General features: G+C 74.2%; 10 protein-coding genes. 8 read left to right on the top strand and 2 right to left on the bottom strand.

All coding sequences use genetic code 11. The annotated features are described in order from the left end of the window. The first annotated feature begins 66 nt into the window (after nucleotides 1-66). The 7 genes from IE134_RS01530 (at nucleotide 67) to sucD (ending at nucleotide 9,790) form a co-directional block, all read left to right on the top strand. The gene (locus tag IE134_RS01530) at nucleotides 67-1,191 is read left to right on the top strand and encodes an ATP-binding protein (protein WP_030709016.1); all 1,125 of its coding nucleotides are present in this window, start codon (nucleotides 67-69) and stop codon (nucleotides 1,189-1,191) included. Continuing rightward, entirely contained in the window at nucleotides 1,188-3,596 is a 2,409-nt protein-coding gene (locus IE134_RS01525; RefSeq protein WP_189429412.1) for a DUF5682 family protein, read from the top strand. Before IE134_RS01530 ends, IE134_RS01525 begins: the two co-directional genes overlap by 4 nt. 32 nt (nucleotides 3,597-3,628) lie before the next feature. Next, entirely contained in the window at nucleotides 3,629-4,909 is a 1,281-nt protein-coding gene (locus IE134_RS01520; RefSeq protein ID WP_030709011.1) for a VWA domain-containing protein, read from the top strand. A 116-nt stretch (nucleotides 4,910-5,025) separates the two neighbouring features. Then, nucleotides 5,026-6,117 (top strand): hypothetical protein, encoded by a 1,092-nt coding sequence (locus IE134_RS01515; protein WP_189429410.1) that lies wholly within the window; start codon nucleotides 5,026-5,028, stop codon nucleotides 6,115-6,117. Between the two features lie 109 nt (nucleotides 6,118-6,226). Next, complete coding sequence (locus IE134_RS01510) at nucleotides 6,227-7,354, top strand: hypothetical protein (protein WP_189429408.1); 1,128 nt, start codon at nucleotides 6,227-6,229, stop codon at nucleotides 7,352-7,354. A gap of 348 nt (nucleotides 7,355-7,702) precedes the next feature. Next, a complete protein-coding gene (gene sucC / locus IE134_RS01505; RefSeq protein WP_030709007.1) occupies nucleotides 7,703-8,884 on the top strand; it encodes an ADP-forming succinate--CoA ligase subunit beta in 1,182 nt (393 codons plus the stop codon). A gap of 21 nt (nucleotides 8,885-8,905) precedes the next feature. Then, nucleotides 8,906-9,790 carry a succinate--CoA ligase subunit alpha gene (gene sucD, locus IE134_RS01500; RefSeq protein ID WP_006126995.1) on the top strand — a complete coding sequence of 295 codons (885 nt, stop codon included), beginning with the start codon at nucleotides 8,906-8,908 and terminating at the stop codon, nucleotides 9,788-9,790. Between the two features lie 98 nt (nucleotides 9,791-9,888). Here sucD and IE134_RS01495 read toward each other — a convergent pair whose 3' ends face one another. After that, the gene (locus tag IE134_RS01495; protein WP_030709005.1) at nucleotides 9,889-11,136 is read right to left on the bottom strand and encodes a helix-turn-helix domain-containing protein; all 1,248 of its coding nucleotides are present in this window, start codon (nucleotides 11,134-11,136) and stop codon (nucleotides 9,889-9,891) included. Between the two features lie 126 nt (nucleotides 11,137-11,262). On the opposite strand from IE134_RS01495, the gene IE134_RS01490 reads away from it, so the two are divergent. After that, on the top strand, nucleotides 11,263-13,041 hold the full coding sequence (locus IE134_RS01490) for a cell division protein PerM (protein ID WP_189429911.1): 1,779 nt from the start codon (nucleotides 11,263-11,265) through the stop codon (nucleotides 13,039-13,041). On the opposite strand, the gene IE134_RS01485 is transcribed toward IE134_RS01490, so the two are convergent. After that, the gene (locus IE134_RS01485; RefSeq protein WP_030708999.1) at nucleotides 13,031-13,927 is read right to left on the bottom strand and encodes a hypothetical protein; all 897 of its coding nucleotides are present in this window, start codon (nucleotides 13,925-13,927) and stop codon (nucleotides 13,031-13,033) included. The two genes, IE134_RS01490 and IE134_RS01485, sit on opposite strands and share 11 nt — an antisense overlap. Between the last annotated feature and the right edge of the window lie 215 nt (nucleotides 13,928-14,142).

The following is a 14,142-nucleotide window of genomic DNA, read 5'->3' as shown; positions in this document are numbered from 1 at the left end:
GCCCGTTGTCAGTGGCATGGTGCACGGTGGTAACCAGATCAGGTCGACCGATCTGGAGGGGGAGCCATGACCGTGTCCAACACCACCGATGCCGTCGAGCCGGAGGCCGGCGCCCAGGTGCTGCGCCCGCACGCGGAGGACGCGTTCGCCGACGAGCTGAAGGCGCTCGCGGCCGCCGACGACCGTCCCAGGCCCGCCCGTTGGCGGCTGTCGCCGTGGGCCGTCGCCACCTATCTGCAGGGCGGGACCCTGCCGGACGGGACGGTGATCACCCCGAAGTACGTGGGCCCGCGCCGCCTGGTCGAGGTGGCCGTGACCACGCTCGCCACCGACCGGGCGCTGCTCCTGCTCGGCGTCCCCGGCACGGCCAAGACCTGGGTGTCCGAGCACCTCGCCGCCGCCGTCAGCGGTGACTCGACGCTGCTCGTGCAGGGCACCGCGGGCACGCCCGAGGAAGCCGTCCGCTACGGGTGGAACTACGCGCAGCTGCTGGCCCACGGCCCCAGCCGCGACGCCCTGGTGCCCAGCCCGCTGATGCGGGCCATGTCCGAGGGCATGACCGCCCGGGTCGAGGAGCTGACCCGTATCCCCGCCGATGTGCAGGACTCGCTCATCACGATCCTGTCCGAGAAGACGCTCCCCGTCCCCGAGCTGGGGCAGGAGGTCCAGGCCGTCCGCGGGTTCAACCTCATCGCCACGGCCAACGACCGGGACCGCGGCGTCAACGAGCTGTCCAGCGCCCTGCGCCGCCGGTTCAACACCGTGGTGCTGCCCCTGCCCGAGACCCCGGAAGCCGAGGTCGACATCGTGTCCCGGCGCGTCGACCAGATCGGCCGCTCGCTCGACCTGCCCGCCGCCCCGGAAGGCCTGACCGAGATCCGGCGTGTGGTGACGGTCTTCCGCGAACTGCGCGACGGGGTGACCACCGACGGGCGCACCAAGCTCAAGTCGCCCTCCGGCACGCTCTCCACCGCCGAGGCGATCTCCGTCGTCACGAACGGCCTCGCGCTCGCCGCCCACTTCGGCGACGGCGTCCTGCGCCCCGGCGACGTCGCGGCCGGCATCCTCGGCGCGGTCGTCCGTGACCCCGCGGCGGACCGGGTGGTCTGGCAGGAGTATCTGGAGACCGTGGTCCGCGAGCGGGACGGCTGGAAGGACTTCTACCGCGCCTGCCGCGAGGTGTCCGCATGAGCGGCGCGGCGATGGCCGCCGCCGCGCCGCAGGACCGCACCGCGACCGGACCGGCCGCCGGGCCTTGGCTCCTGGGGGTGCGGCATCACGGCCCCGGGTCGGCCCGTGCGGTCCTCGCCGCGCTCCGGTCGGCCCGCCCGGCCGCCGTCCTCATCGAGGGGCCGCCCGAGGGCGACGCGCTGCTGCCCCTCGCCGCCGACCCGCACATGCGTCCGCCCGTCGCGCTGCTCGCGCACGCCGTGGACGATCCGGGGCGGGCCTCGTTCTGGCCGATGGCCGCGTTCTCGCCCGAGTGGGTGGCCATCCGCTGGGCCCTCGACCACGACGTCCCGGTCCGCTTCATCGACCTGCCCGCCGCCCACTCCCTCGCGCTCAAGGAAACCGCGCCCGAGGAGCCGGTGGAGGGACCGGAGCGCGCAGCGGAAGAGGAGGAGATCACGCCGGTCGTCGACCCGATCCGGGTGCTCGCCGAGACCGCCGGATACGACGACCCCGAGCGCTGGTGGGAGGACGTCGTCGAACACCGCTCGCCCACCGGAGAGGCCAGCGGCGGTGCAACACCCTCCGAGGGCGCGCCCGGCGACGCCCTCGCCCCGTTCGGCGCGCTGGCGGAGGCCATGGGCGCGCTCCGCGAGGCGTACGGCGACGGCGGGCAGCCGCGTGACGCGGTGCGCGAGGCGTACATGCGGATCCAGCTGCGTACCGCGCGCAAGGAGTTCGGGGACGGCGTCGCCGTCGTCTGCGGCGCCTGGCACGTTCCCGCTCTCTCCGCGCGCACCACCCTCGCCGCCGACCGTGCCCTGCTCAAGGGCCTGCCGAAGGTCAAAACGGATCTGACCTGGGTGCCGTGGACCCACCGCCGCCTCGCCCGGCGGAGCGGATACGGGGCCGGGATCGACTCGCCCGGCTGGTACGGGCACCTCTTCGAGGCGGCCGACCGGCCGATCGAGCGCTGGATGACCAAGGTCGCCGGACTGCTGCGCGGCGAGGACCGGTTCGTCTCGACCGCCCATGTCATCGAGGCCGTCCGGCTCGCCGAGACCCTCGCCGCCCTCCGGGGCCGCCCGCTGGCCGGCCTGGGCGAGACGACCGACGCCGTGCGGGCCGTCATGTGCGAGGGGTCCGACGTCCCGCTCGCCCTCGTCCGGGACCGGCTGATCGTCGGCGAGAGCCTCGGTGAGGTGCCGGACACCGCCCCGGCCGTCCCGCTGCAACGGGACCTGACCCGCAGCCAGCGCACCCTGCGGCTCAAGCCGGAGGCGTCGGAACGTGAGCTGGACCTCGACCTGCGCAAGGAGACCGACGCCGCCCGCAGCCGCCTCCTGCACCGGCTGCGCCTCCTCGACGTCGGCTGGGGCGACCCGGTCGCGGGGCGGGGCAGCACCGGCACCTTCCGGGAGAGCTGGCGGCTTCGCTGGGAACCGGAACTGCACGTCCGGGTCGCGGAGGCAGGCGTATGGGGCACGACCGTGCTCACCGCCGCCACCGCGAAGGCCGCGTCGCAGGCCGTGGCGGCGACCGCCCTGGCCGAAGCCACGGCACTCGCCGAGCACTGCCTCCTGGCCGAACTGCCCGACGCGCTGCCCGTCGTGATGAAGGCCCTCGCCGACCGGGCCGCACTCGACGCCGACGTCGGCCACCTCGCGGACGCGCTGCCCGCCCTGGCCCGCTCCCTGCGGTACGGGGACGTGCGCTCCACGGACACGGCGGCGCTCGCGGAGGTCGCCGCCGGACTCGCCGAGCGGATCTGCGTCGGCCTGCCGCCCGCCTGCACCGGCCTCGACCCGGACGGCGCCGAGGCGCTGCGCGGTCAGGTGGAGGCGGTGCACGGGGCGATCGGCCTGCTGGACACGGGGGCGGAGCCGGGCACGGGGCTGCGGGAGCGCTGGGACGCCGTCCTGCACAAGCTGGCGGCCCGGGACGCGGTCGCCGGAGCCATCAGAGGCCGGGCCACCCGGCTGCTCCTGGACGAAGGGCGGTTGGCGGAGGACGAGGCGGCCCGGCTGATGGGTCTCGCGCTCTCGCCCGGAACCCCGCCCGCCGACGCCGCCGCCTGGATCGAGGGGTTCGTCGGCGGCGCGTCGGGCGGCGGCATGCTGCTCGTCCACGACGAGCGGCTGCTCGGCCTCGTCGACGCCTGGCTGACCGGTGTCCCCGCCGACCAGTTCACGGATGTGCTGCCGCTGCTGCGCCGCACGTTCTCCGCGTACGAACCGGGCGTGCGGCGCACCCTCGGCGAGCTGGTCCGGCGCGGCCCCGTTCCCGAGGGCGCCCGCCGCGACGATGCCACCCCGGCGACCGGAGGCTTCGGCCCCGGTCTCGACCGGGCCCGGGCCGACGCGGTCGAACCGGTGCTGCGCCTGCTGCTCGGCCACCCGCCCGAGCCCGTGGAGGCGGCCGTATGACGACGACCAGGACGACCACGAGGACGGACCCGATGAGCCAGACGGCGGGGGAGACCGCGGAGCGGACGACGGAACGGACGGCCACGGCCTCGGACACCCCGCCCGACGCCGAACGGCTGCGGCGCTGGCGGATGGTGCTCGGGGCCGACAGCGCCGACAGCACGGGACGCACCCTCACCGGCCAGGACGCGGCGATGGACGGTGCGTTGGACGCGCTGTACGGCGGGGGCGCCGGGAAGAAGCCCAACGGCCGCGGCACCGGCGGCCGTTCGGCGGGGCTCGGCGCGTCGGCGCCCTCCGTCGCCCGCTGGCTCGGCGACATCCGGACCTACTTCCCCAGCTCCGTGGTCCAGGTCATGCAGCGCGACGCGATCGACCGGCTCGGCCTGTCGGCCCTGCTGCTGGAGCCGGAGATGCTGGAGGCGGTCGAGCCGGACGTCCATCTCGTCGGCACCCTGCTCTCCCTCAACAAGGCGATGCCCGAGACGACGAAGGAGACCGCACGCGCCGTCGTCCGCAAGGTCGTCGAGGACCTGGAGAGGAGGCTGGAGAGCCGCACCAGAGCCACCCTGACCGGGGCCCTGGACCGCTCGGCGCGGATCAGCCGGCCCCGCCACCGGGACATCGACTGGGACCGCACCATCCGGGCCAACCTCAAGAACTACCTGACGCTCCCGGCACCGGACGCCGCGACGACGGCCGGGGAGACAGGGGCGACGCCTACGGGCACGGTCGTGCCGGAGCGCCTCATCGGCTACGGCCGCTCCTCCCGGTCCGCCAAGAAGGACATCGTTCTGTGCGTCGACCAGTCGGGCTCGATGGCCGCGTCCGTCGTTTACGCCTCGGTCTTCGGGGCGGTGCTCGCCTCCATGCGCACGCTCTCGACCCGGCTCGTCGTCTTCGACACGGCGGTCGTCGACCTCACGGACCAGCTCGACGACCCGGTCGACGTCCTCTTCGGTACCCAGCTCGGCGGCGGCACCGACATCAACCGGGCGCTCGCCTACTGCCAGTCGAGGATCACCCGCCCCGCGGACACCGTCGTCGTCCTCATCAGCGACCTCTACGAGGGCGGCATACGCGACGAGATGCTCAAGCGGGTCGCCGCGATGAAGGAGTCCGGCGTGCAGTTCGTGACGCTGCTCGCCCTTTCCGACGAGGGAGCACCGGCGTACGACCACGAGCACGCGGCGGCGCTCGGCGCGCTGGGCGCACCCGCGTTCGCCTGTACGCCGGATCTCTTCCCGGACGTCATGGCGGCGGCGATCGAGAAGAGACCACTGCCCATACCGGACAAGGAGTACCAACCGTAGCCAGGGACTTGCGTGACCCCCACGGGCTCGTGCAAGCATCGACACCGTCGTTCGCGGAGGGGCGCATTCCGCCGCCCTCCGCCTCCACCCGCCTGCGTACCAGGAGCCCACCCGAGGTGACCGCAACCGCCGCTGCCCGCGCAGCCGTCGATCCGCGCCCGGCGCGCGGCACGGCGGGGCGTCGCGCGGTACAGGTGGTGCTGTTCCTCGGCGGGCTGCTGGCCCTGGGGCTTCTCGCGGGCGGCCGCGCGGAGGCCCAGGAGCGTCCGGAACCGGGCGGGCTCACCGCCTCCGTGGCGGACGTCGTGCCGAAGGACGCGGTTCGGGAGAGTGCGGTTCGAGAGGGCGCGGTTCCCGAGGACCTCGACCGCACGGCAGTCGAGCCCCCGGTCCGCCGGGTCGCCGACAAGGGTGTGGACCCGGTCGCGGACGAAGCGGACCAGGTCGTGGACAGAGCCGACCAGGTCGTGGACAAGAGTGTGGACTCGGTCGCCGATCAGGTCGTCGAGCAGGTGGCCGACCGGGCCGCGCAGCACCGGCCCGTACAGGACGGGCCGACGCAGCACCGCCCCGCGCAGCCCGAGACCGTACGGAAGGCGAGCGTGGCCCTTTCCGCGGAACCGGCCACGGAACCCGTCGACTCCGTAGCCCCCGTGGTCGGGGGAGCGGGCGACGCCGTCGACCGGATCGCCGAGGAGGTGCGGCCGCTGGTGGCGTCCCTGCCGGGGCTCCCTCCGCTCCTCTCCGCGCTGCCGGAGCTGACCGTGCCCGGCGGTGACCCGGACGCACCGGGTGCGCCGGCACCGTCCGTTCCGGGCGCCGGCCGTGATGCCGAGGGCTCCACCACACCGGGCGACACCGGCGCGGACGCCTCGGCCGAGCACTTGGCCGGCCAGGACCCGAGCGCCGGGGCACCGAGCCTCGCCCCGGCCGTGCCGGACCGGTCCGGCACGCTGGACGCCGGGCACGCGCAGCTCTCCGCGCCCACGCCGACGCTCCCGCCCACGCGGGACCGTGCGCCGTTCGCCCCCTGCGGCGACCTCGTGCGCACGGTTGTGGCCGATGCGCAGGGGCCGCGCGGCGGCGACCTGCACGCGGCCCCCGTCCCGGGCGGCCCGTACGCCGCGCTCGTCCGGGGAGCCGGGCTCCCCGCGACCGCCGCCCCGATCACCGACAGATCCGGCGAGATCCTCGAATTCCCCGGCTAGGGCAGGCCGTTCCCCCGCCTCGACCTGCCGCGCGGGGGCGGAACAGGTCTGCCCGCGTCCGGATGAATCCTCCGGACAGCCGAACATCTTCGAAGGATCTGACACACCCATGCACAAGAACATGCGCCGATCCATAGCCGTCGCCGCCACCGCCACCGGTATGTGGGCGCTCGGCACCGCCGCGGCGAGCGCGGCCGAGCTGCCCGTGTCCGTACCGCTGTCCACCCCGGACCTGGGGGCCGAGACCCCCGACGCGACGGACGTCGTCGAGGACGTCACCGACGCCGAGGTGGTCAAGGAAGCCAAGGCCGTCACCGACGCGAAGGCCGTCGACCGTGCCGGCGACGTCAAGGACACCCTGACGAAGGCCGGGAACAAGGCGACCGAGGCGGTCGAGGGCGCCGGTGCGGCCGACGTGCGGGACAGCCTCCCGTCGCAGGTGCGCGCGCCGCAGGCCCCGGGGTTCCCGCAGACCGCCGAGGTCCCGGAGCTCGGTGACGTACAGCAGGTGCCCGGAGCAGGTCACCTCCCCGACGCGCAGCTCCCGGACACGCAGATCCCCGACGCTCAGTTCCCCGACGCGGGCATTCCCGACGCCCGGTTCCCCGACGTGCGGGTCCCGGCGGCACCGGTCGACGAGATCGACTACCTCTTCGGGCCGATCGAGCAGATCCCCGGCTACGCGCAGAGCCAGGTGCCGACCGCCGTCCAGGGTGCGCTGGCCGAGGCCGGGCCCGTCGTCGAGCAGACGTCCGACTCCGTGCTGCCGCCGCTCGCCGCAGGTGCGGTCGGTGTCGCCGTCCCGGTCGTCGGGCAGGCGGTCGGCGACGTCGGCGCGCTCGGGCAGGGCGTCGTCGGCGAGGTCGGGCCGTTCGCCCAGGGAGTCGTCGGCGACGCCGCGGCCCCCTTCGTGCAGGGCGTCACGACCGAGGTCCAGCCGCTGGCGTACGGCGTCACCGGTGCGGCCGTGCCGTTCGCCGAGGGCGTCGCGTCCGAGGTGCAGCCGCTCGCCCAGGGGCTGACCGGCGACGCGGTCGCGCCGTTCGCCCAGGGGGTCACCACCCGGGTGCAGCCGCTGGCCGAGGGCGTTGGGGCGCAGGCCCGGCCGTTCGCAGGCGGTCTGACGGACACGGTCCGCGAGGACGCCCGTCCCGCCGTCGCCGACGCGGCCACCGGCGCCCAGGGCCTCACCTCGGTCACCCCGTCCTTCGTCACGGACGTGGCGCCCGGGCGGTAACCGGACGAGCGGGGCGCTCACGGCGCACGCGCCGTAGCGATTCACTGCACCGGAGTACACCGGCCCCAGGGGACCCGGGCCGGGTGCTCCGGTGCCCCGACAGCCCTTCCCGACCTCCGGCGAGCCCCGTCCGGGGCCGGGAAGGGCCACCCTCTGTGACCGTTATCACCGCTCAGGTGTGATCTGCGATTTAGGGTCACGCGGAGCGCGGGGATAACCTGCCGGATGGACATGCCGCGTACGCGGACACCGTGTATGCCTCCCTAGTGACAGCGCAGTCACGTTGCCCTTCGCGGCACGCCCACGCAGAAGAACGAACCGCGAGACCACTAAAAGGGACGGACGCGCGTGGACCTGTTCGAGTACCAGGCGAGGGACCTCTTCGCCAAGCACGGTGTACCGGTGCTGGCCGGTGAAGTCATCGACACGCCTGAGGCAGCCCGCGAGGCGACCGAAAAGCTGGGCGGCAAGTCTGTCGTCAAGGCGCAGGTGAAGGTCGGCGGCCGCGGCAAGGCCGGCGGCGTCAAGCTGGCCGGCGACGCCGACGAGGCCGTCGCCCGGGCGACGGACATTCTCGGTATGGACATCAAGGGCCACACGGTCCACAAGGTGATGATCGCCGAGCTGTCCCCGGAGATCGAGGCGGAGTACTACGTCTCGTACCTCCTCGACCGCACCAACCGCACCTTCCTGGCCATGGCCTCGGTGCAGGGCGGCATGGACATCGAGGAGGTCGCGGAGAAGACCCCCGAGGCCCTCGCGAAGGTCCCGGTCGACTCCAACTCCGGCGTGGACATCGTCAAGGCCCGCGAGATCGTGGCCCAGGCGAAGTTCCCGGCCGACGTGGCCGAGGGTGTCGCCGAGGCCCTGGTGACCCTGTGGGAGACCTTCGTCGCCGAGGACGCGCTCCTCGTCGAGGTCAACCCGCTGGTGAAGACCAAGGACGGCCGCATCCTGGCGCTGGACGGCAAGGTCTCGCTCGACGAGAACGCCGACTTCCGCCAGCCGGAGCACGAGGCTCTGGAGGACAAGGACGCAGCCAACCCGCTCGAGGCTGCCGCCAAGGCCAAGAACCTCAACTACGTCAAGCTCGACGGCGAGGTCGGCATCATCGGCAACGGCGCCGGCCTGGTCATGTCGACCCTGGACGTCGTCGCGTACGCCGGTGAGAACCACGGCAGCGTGAAGCCCGCCAACTTCCTCGACATCGGTGGCGGCGCCTCCGCCGAGGTCATGGCGAACGGCCTGGAGATCATCCTCGGCGACCCGGACGTCAAGTCCGTCTTCGTCAACGTCTTCGGTGGCATCACCGCCTGCGACGAGGTCGCCAACGGCATCGTGCAGGCGCTCGCGCTGCTCGAGTCCAAGGGCGAGAAGGTCGAGAAGCCGCTGGTCGTGCGTCTCGACGGCAACAACGCGGAGCTGGGTCGCAAGATCCTCTCCGACGCCAACCACCCGCTCGTGCAGCGCGTGGACACCATGGACGGCGCGGCCGACAAGGCCGCCGAGCTCGCCGCGGCTGCGAAGTAAGGGACGAGGGACTCCAACACCATGGCTATCTTCCTCACCAAGGACAGCAAGGTCATCGTCCAGGGGATGACCGGCGCCACGGGCATGAAGCACACCAAGCTCATGCTCGGTGACGGCACCAACATCGTCGGTGGCGTCAACCCGCGCAAGGCCGGTACGTCCGTCGACTTCGACGGCACCGAGGTCCCGGTCTTCGGCTCCGTCAAGGAAGCGATGGAGAAGACCGGCGCGAACGTGTCCGTCCTCTTCGTCCCGCCGGCCTTCTCCAAGGCCGCCGTCGTCGAGGCGATCGACGCCGAGATCCCGCTCGCGGTCGTCATCACCGAGGGCATCGCCGTTCACGACTCCGCCGCCTTCTGGGCGTACGCGAACGAGAAGGGCAACAAGACCCGGATCATCGGCCCGAACTGCCCCGGTCTCATCACCCCGGGCCAGTCCAACGCCGGCATCATCCCGGGCGACATCACCAAGCCCGGCCGCATCGGTCTCGTGTCCAAGTCCGGCACGCTGACCTACCAGATGATGTACGAGCTCCGTGACATCGGCTTCTCGTCCGCCGTCGGCATCGGTGGCGACCCGGTCATCGGTACGACGCACATCGACGCCCTCGCGGCGTTCGAGGCCGACCCCGACACCGACCTCATCGTGATGATCGGCGAGATCGGCGGCGACGCCGAGGAGCGTGCCGCCGACTTCATCAAGGCGAACGTCACCAAGCCGGTCGTCGGCTACGTCGCGGGCTTCACCGCCCCGGAGGGCAAGACCATGGGCCACGCCGGCGCCATCGTCTCCGGCTCCTCGGGCACTGCCCAGGCGAAGAAGGAGGCCCTGGAGGCCGCCGGCGTCAAGGTCGGCAAGACGCCGACCGAGACCGCCAAGCTGGCGCGCGAGATCCTCGGCGCCTGACGCAGGCCGCAGGGACACGCGTACACGGCGCGGGCCCGCACCCCCTTTCGATCAGGGGTGCGGGCCCGCGCCGTTCGTGTACGTACCGGCCGTCCGGCTCACTCCAGCCGCGGGACCAGCCGTTCCGGGCCGTGCGCCAGTTGCTCGCTCAGCGACTTCTGCAGCTTCAGATCCTGCGCGGTGAGCTTCTGCGGACCACCGCGCGGCGGTACGCCCCCGACCCGTTCGGGCGGCGAGATCGGCTGCTCGTAGTGGGTGGGCGCGGTGTGCAGGGTCAGCCCGGTCACGGCGATGAGCAGCGCGACGCCCGCGACGGCGGCCCGGGTCCACAGCCTGGCCTTGTTCTCGCTGCCGGTGCGCACGGCACGGGCCGGCCGCGGTACGGGGACGTGCTCGGCGCGGGCCAGGCCGCCGATCCGGTCGTGCAGCAGCGCCGACTGCTCGGCGGGCGCGGCGTCCGCCAGCTCGGGGAGCCGCTCGGCGACGGCGGCCCGGGCGGTCATCAGCCGGCCCGCCGCCGCCGGGGTGCTGGCCTCCGTCTCGGCCGCGGTCTCCGGAAGGTCCAGGCCGACCCCGTCGTACAGGAGCAGCGTGCGCCGGTAGGCCGGGGGCAGGTCGAGCAGCGCGTCGAACAGCGCCCGCTTGCCCGGCTCCGTGGGCGGCGCGTCGGGCTGCCGGTGTGTGCGGCGGAGCCGGTGCCAGGGCGACATCGCGTACTCGTACGCCGCCGCGCGCACCCAGCCGGCCGGGTCCCGGTCGACGGCCACCTCGGGCCAGCGCTGCCAGGCCAGTTCGAAGGCGCGCTCGACGGACTCGCGGGCCAGGGCGCGGCGGCCGGTCAGCAGATAGGTCTGCCGGACGAGGCCGGGGGCGGTGCGGGCGTACAACTCGTCGAACGCCTCGGCGGGGGAGACGCGCCGCTCGGCGGGCGCCTCCGCGCCGGAGCGCGTGTCCGAATTCGGTGCCGGTGCCGGGGCCGGGGGCGGATCGGCGGGTGGCGCTGCGGGCGGGGCCTCGGGCACGGGCGGGGCAACCGGCAGGTCGGGCGCCGCCGGGACCGCCGCCTCCGGGACGGCTGCCGCTGCCGCTTCCGGGGTCACAGCCGGAGGCTTCGCCACCGAGGGCTTCACCGCCGGTTCGGGGGCGATGAGCTTGGCGTACAGCGCGCGCTTGCGGCCGCGCGGGCTCGTGCGCCCCGTCTCCCAGGAGCGCACGGTGGCGCGCGTGACGCCGACGGCCGCCGCCACCTCCTCCTCGCTCAACGATTTCGCCTCGCGCAGTCTGCGGCGCTCCTTGGGGGAGGGCAGCGGCGGCACGGCGGCCTCGTCGGTCGTGCTCCGGGTCATGGACGACCCCCGGCAGCACCGCGCTGGGTGAAAAAGTACATAAACGTATATTGAGCGACACGGCGGCTGTTCGCGCGTTACGCGAAATAAGCGCGTGTCGTTGGCAGCATGGGCCGCGTGACCCAAATGACGCAACGCACCCCGAAGGTGACGGTGCGACGGAACCGCACCCTCGCCCTGGTCTCCGCCCTGGTGAAGGGCGTCGTCGCCGCCGGGCTCGGCCTCGGGTCGCTGACGGTGCTGGTCATGGTGGTGTGGATCAGCTCCCCCTACCCGGACAGCGGACCGGGCGGAGCGCTGCGCGCGGCGGCCGGCGTCTGGCTGCTCGCGCACGGCGCCGGGCTCGTGCGGCCCGACACCCTGAGCGGTGTCCCCGCGCCCGTCGGCATGGTCCCGTTGCTGCTCGTGCTGGGCCCGGTCTGGCTGGCGCACCGAGCGGCCCGCGATGCGGCGGAGTCGCAGGAAGAGCCGCGGGAGGGAGTGCACGAGGGGGCGCGGGACGGGTCGGCCGGGCCTTCGCGGGCGGGCGCGTTCTGCGCGGTGACGGCGGGATACCTGCTGGTCGTCGCGGGCGCGGCGGCCTACGCGCGGGGCGGCCCGCTGTACGCGGACCCGGACACCCTGGCGTTCCCCGTGGCGCTGGTGGTGGCCGGTGCGGCGGCCGCCGGGGTGTGGACGGCGGCCGGGCGGCCGTTCGGGCCCGCGCCGTCCTGGTCGCCCCTGGCGGTGCAGGAAGCCGTCGCGCGAACGCTCTTCCGCCGTAGGGCCGAGGCGGCTTTCCGGTCGGCGGCGGCGGGCCTGACGGTGCTGCTCGGGGGCGGTGCGTTGCTGGTCGCGGTGGCCCTCGGCCGGAACGCGGGGGCCACCCAGGACGCGTTCCTCGGGCTCGCGGGCGACTGGTCGGGGCGGATCGCCGTCCTCCTGCTGGCCGCCGCGCTCGTGCCGAACGCCGCGCTGTGGGGAGCGGCGTACGGGCTCGGCCCCGGCTTCTCGCTCGGTACGGGAGCCACCGCCACCCCGCTGGGCCTCGACGGAACCCCCGCGCTGCCCCGCTTCCCCCTGCTGGCGGCGGTACCGAACCAGGGGCCGGGCGCCCTGCCGAACTGGGCGGCCCTCGCGGTGCCGGTGGCGGCGGCGCTGGCGGTCGCCTGGTTCGCCGTACGCAGGGCCGCGCCCGCCGACGCGCCCCGCGCCCGGGCCTGGAGCCCGCGCGAGACGGTGCTGGTGACGCTGCTCGCCGCGCTCGCGTGCGGTGCGGGGACGGCGCTGCTCACGGCGGTGGCCGGCGGGCCGATCGGCAGTGGGGCGCTGAGCGCGTTCGGCCCGGTGTGGTGGCTGACCGGCCCGGCGGCGCTGGTGTGGACGGCCGTCATCGGTGTACCGGCGGCCCTCCTGATGCGCCTGTGGCGGCTGCGTACCCCGGGCTGGGCCTGGCGCAGGGACGTAACGGAGGCGGACGAGGCCCCGCCGGCCGAGGTGGACGTGGAAGAAGAGGGGGAGGGCGAGGAGGAGGGCGACGACGCCGGGCGTCCGCGCCGGTGGTGGGCGCCCTGGCGGGGGCGGCGCGCGGCGGGCGAGGACGGCGAAGCGGGGCCGGGCGGTCCGGCGTCACCGGCCGCCTCCTCCGTACCGTCCCCGGGACCGGCCCCCGAAGCGGCCTCCGGCTTCGAGCCGTACGACTTCCTGCCGACCGACCCGTGGCACGAGAAGGGCGGCCCCTGGCACGGGAAAGAGACCAGGGAGGCCCGTTGGGCCTCCCTGAAGCAGGGCTCCGGCGGCCTGATGGCCGACTTCCCCGCCGAGCGCACGGCCGACCGCGCAGGTCCGACCGACCGAGCGGATCGCGCCGATCCCGTCCCGGACCGCCGTGCGGCGGATCCGGACGGGCCGGGAGCTACTCCTTGACGCCGAAGAACGGCTCCAGCGGCTTCGGCAGCTTGTCGTTGCAGGCCACCGAGGCGGACTTGGTCAGGGCGTCGTCCACGCACGTGTAGTAGTCGCGGTAGACCAGCTGCACGGTGTACGACGTCGCCACGATGAGCAGCGCCAGCAGCGCGGTCACCAGGCCGCCGACCGCCGCCGTGGTCTGCTGCCTGCTGCTGACGTTCGACGGCGGGGCGGGGGCGGCGGGGTTCGCGGATGCGCCGGGCGCGGCCGGGTTCGCGGGCGTACCCGCCGAGCCGCCGTCCACCGCCGTACGGTCCGTGGCGGAGGCGTTCTTCAGCGGGGTGCGGAGCGCGCTGATCGCCCAGTACGTCGCGAGCGCGCCCAGCAGCAGGGCGATCTCCGGGAAGTCGAAGAGGGCGAAGAAGAAGGCCCACATACCGCCGAGCACCGCGTAACGGGCGCGCCGCTGGGCGGGGTCGGTGGGGTCCCAGCGCAGTCCGCCCGGGCCGCGGTCGTTGCCGCCCTTGCCTCCCGGGCCGCCCGCTCCGTTCCCGCCGGGGCGGCCTCCGAAGCCGCCGCTGCCCCGGCCGGGCTGCCGGTCGCTCCACTGGCTGCCCCAGGCCGGGCGGTCCCCGCCGGAGCCGGAGCCGTTGTCGTCCTGCTCGTCCGAACCCTGGCCCTGGGACCCGGAGGGACGGCGCGGCTGCCACGGCTGGTCCGGCCGGTCGGCGGGCGGCGCGGCGAAGGGGTTCTCCTCCTCCTGCGGTTTCCCGGCGGACCCGGAGTCCGGCGACTTTCCGGCGGACCCGGAGTCCGGCGACGAGGACTGGCGTTCCCGCATCAGCAGAGCGGACCGCTCCGGACGGGGGAAGCGGAAGGCGGTGCGACGGCGTCGGTCCGGCATGTGGTGAACGTCTTCCCCATCTCGTCATGTCCGCCCGAAGGACGGTTCGTCCGCCCGGTGGACGGCTCGCTGTCCCCTGACGCTACCTCCCGGTCACGCCCCCGTCCCGTGGGGGCCGTCGGGTGTGCCGGTATCGTTGCTGACGGTCGGCCCGTTCGTAGGGTTCCCCGTATCGGGCGAGGCGATTCATTCGTACGACCCTACAAAGAGCATGC

Source organism: Streptomyces rubiginosohelvolus (genome assembly GCF_014649875.1).
GTDB classification, from domain to species: domain Bacteria; phylum Actinomycetota; class Actinomycetes; order Streptomycetales; family Streptomycetaceae; genus Streptomyces; species Streptomyces rubiginosohelvolus.
The sequence above is the reverse complement of the archived record's forward strand: the minus strand, read 5'-3'. Positions and strand labels throughout refer to the sequence as shown.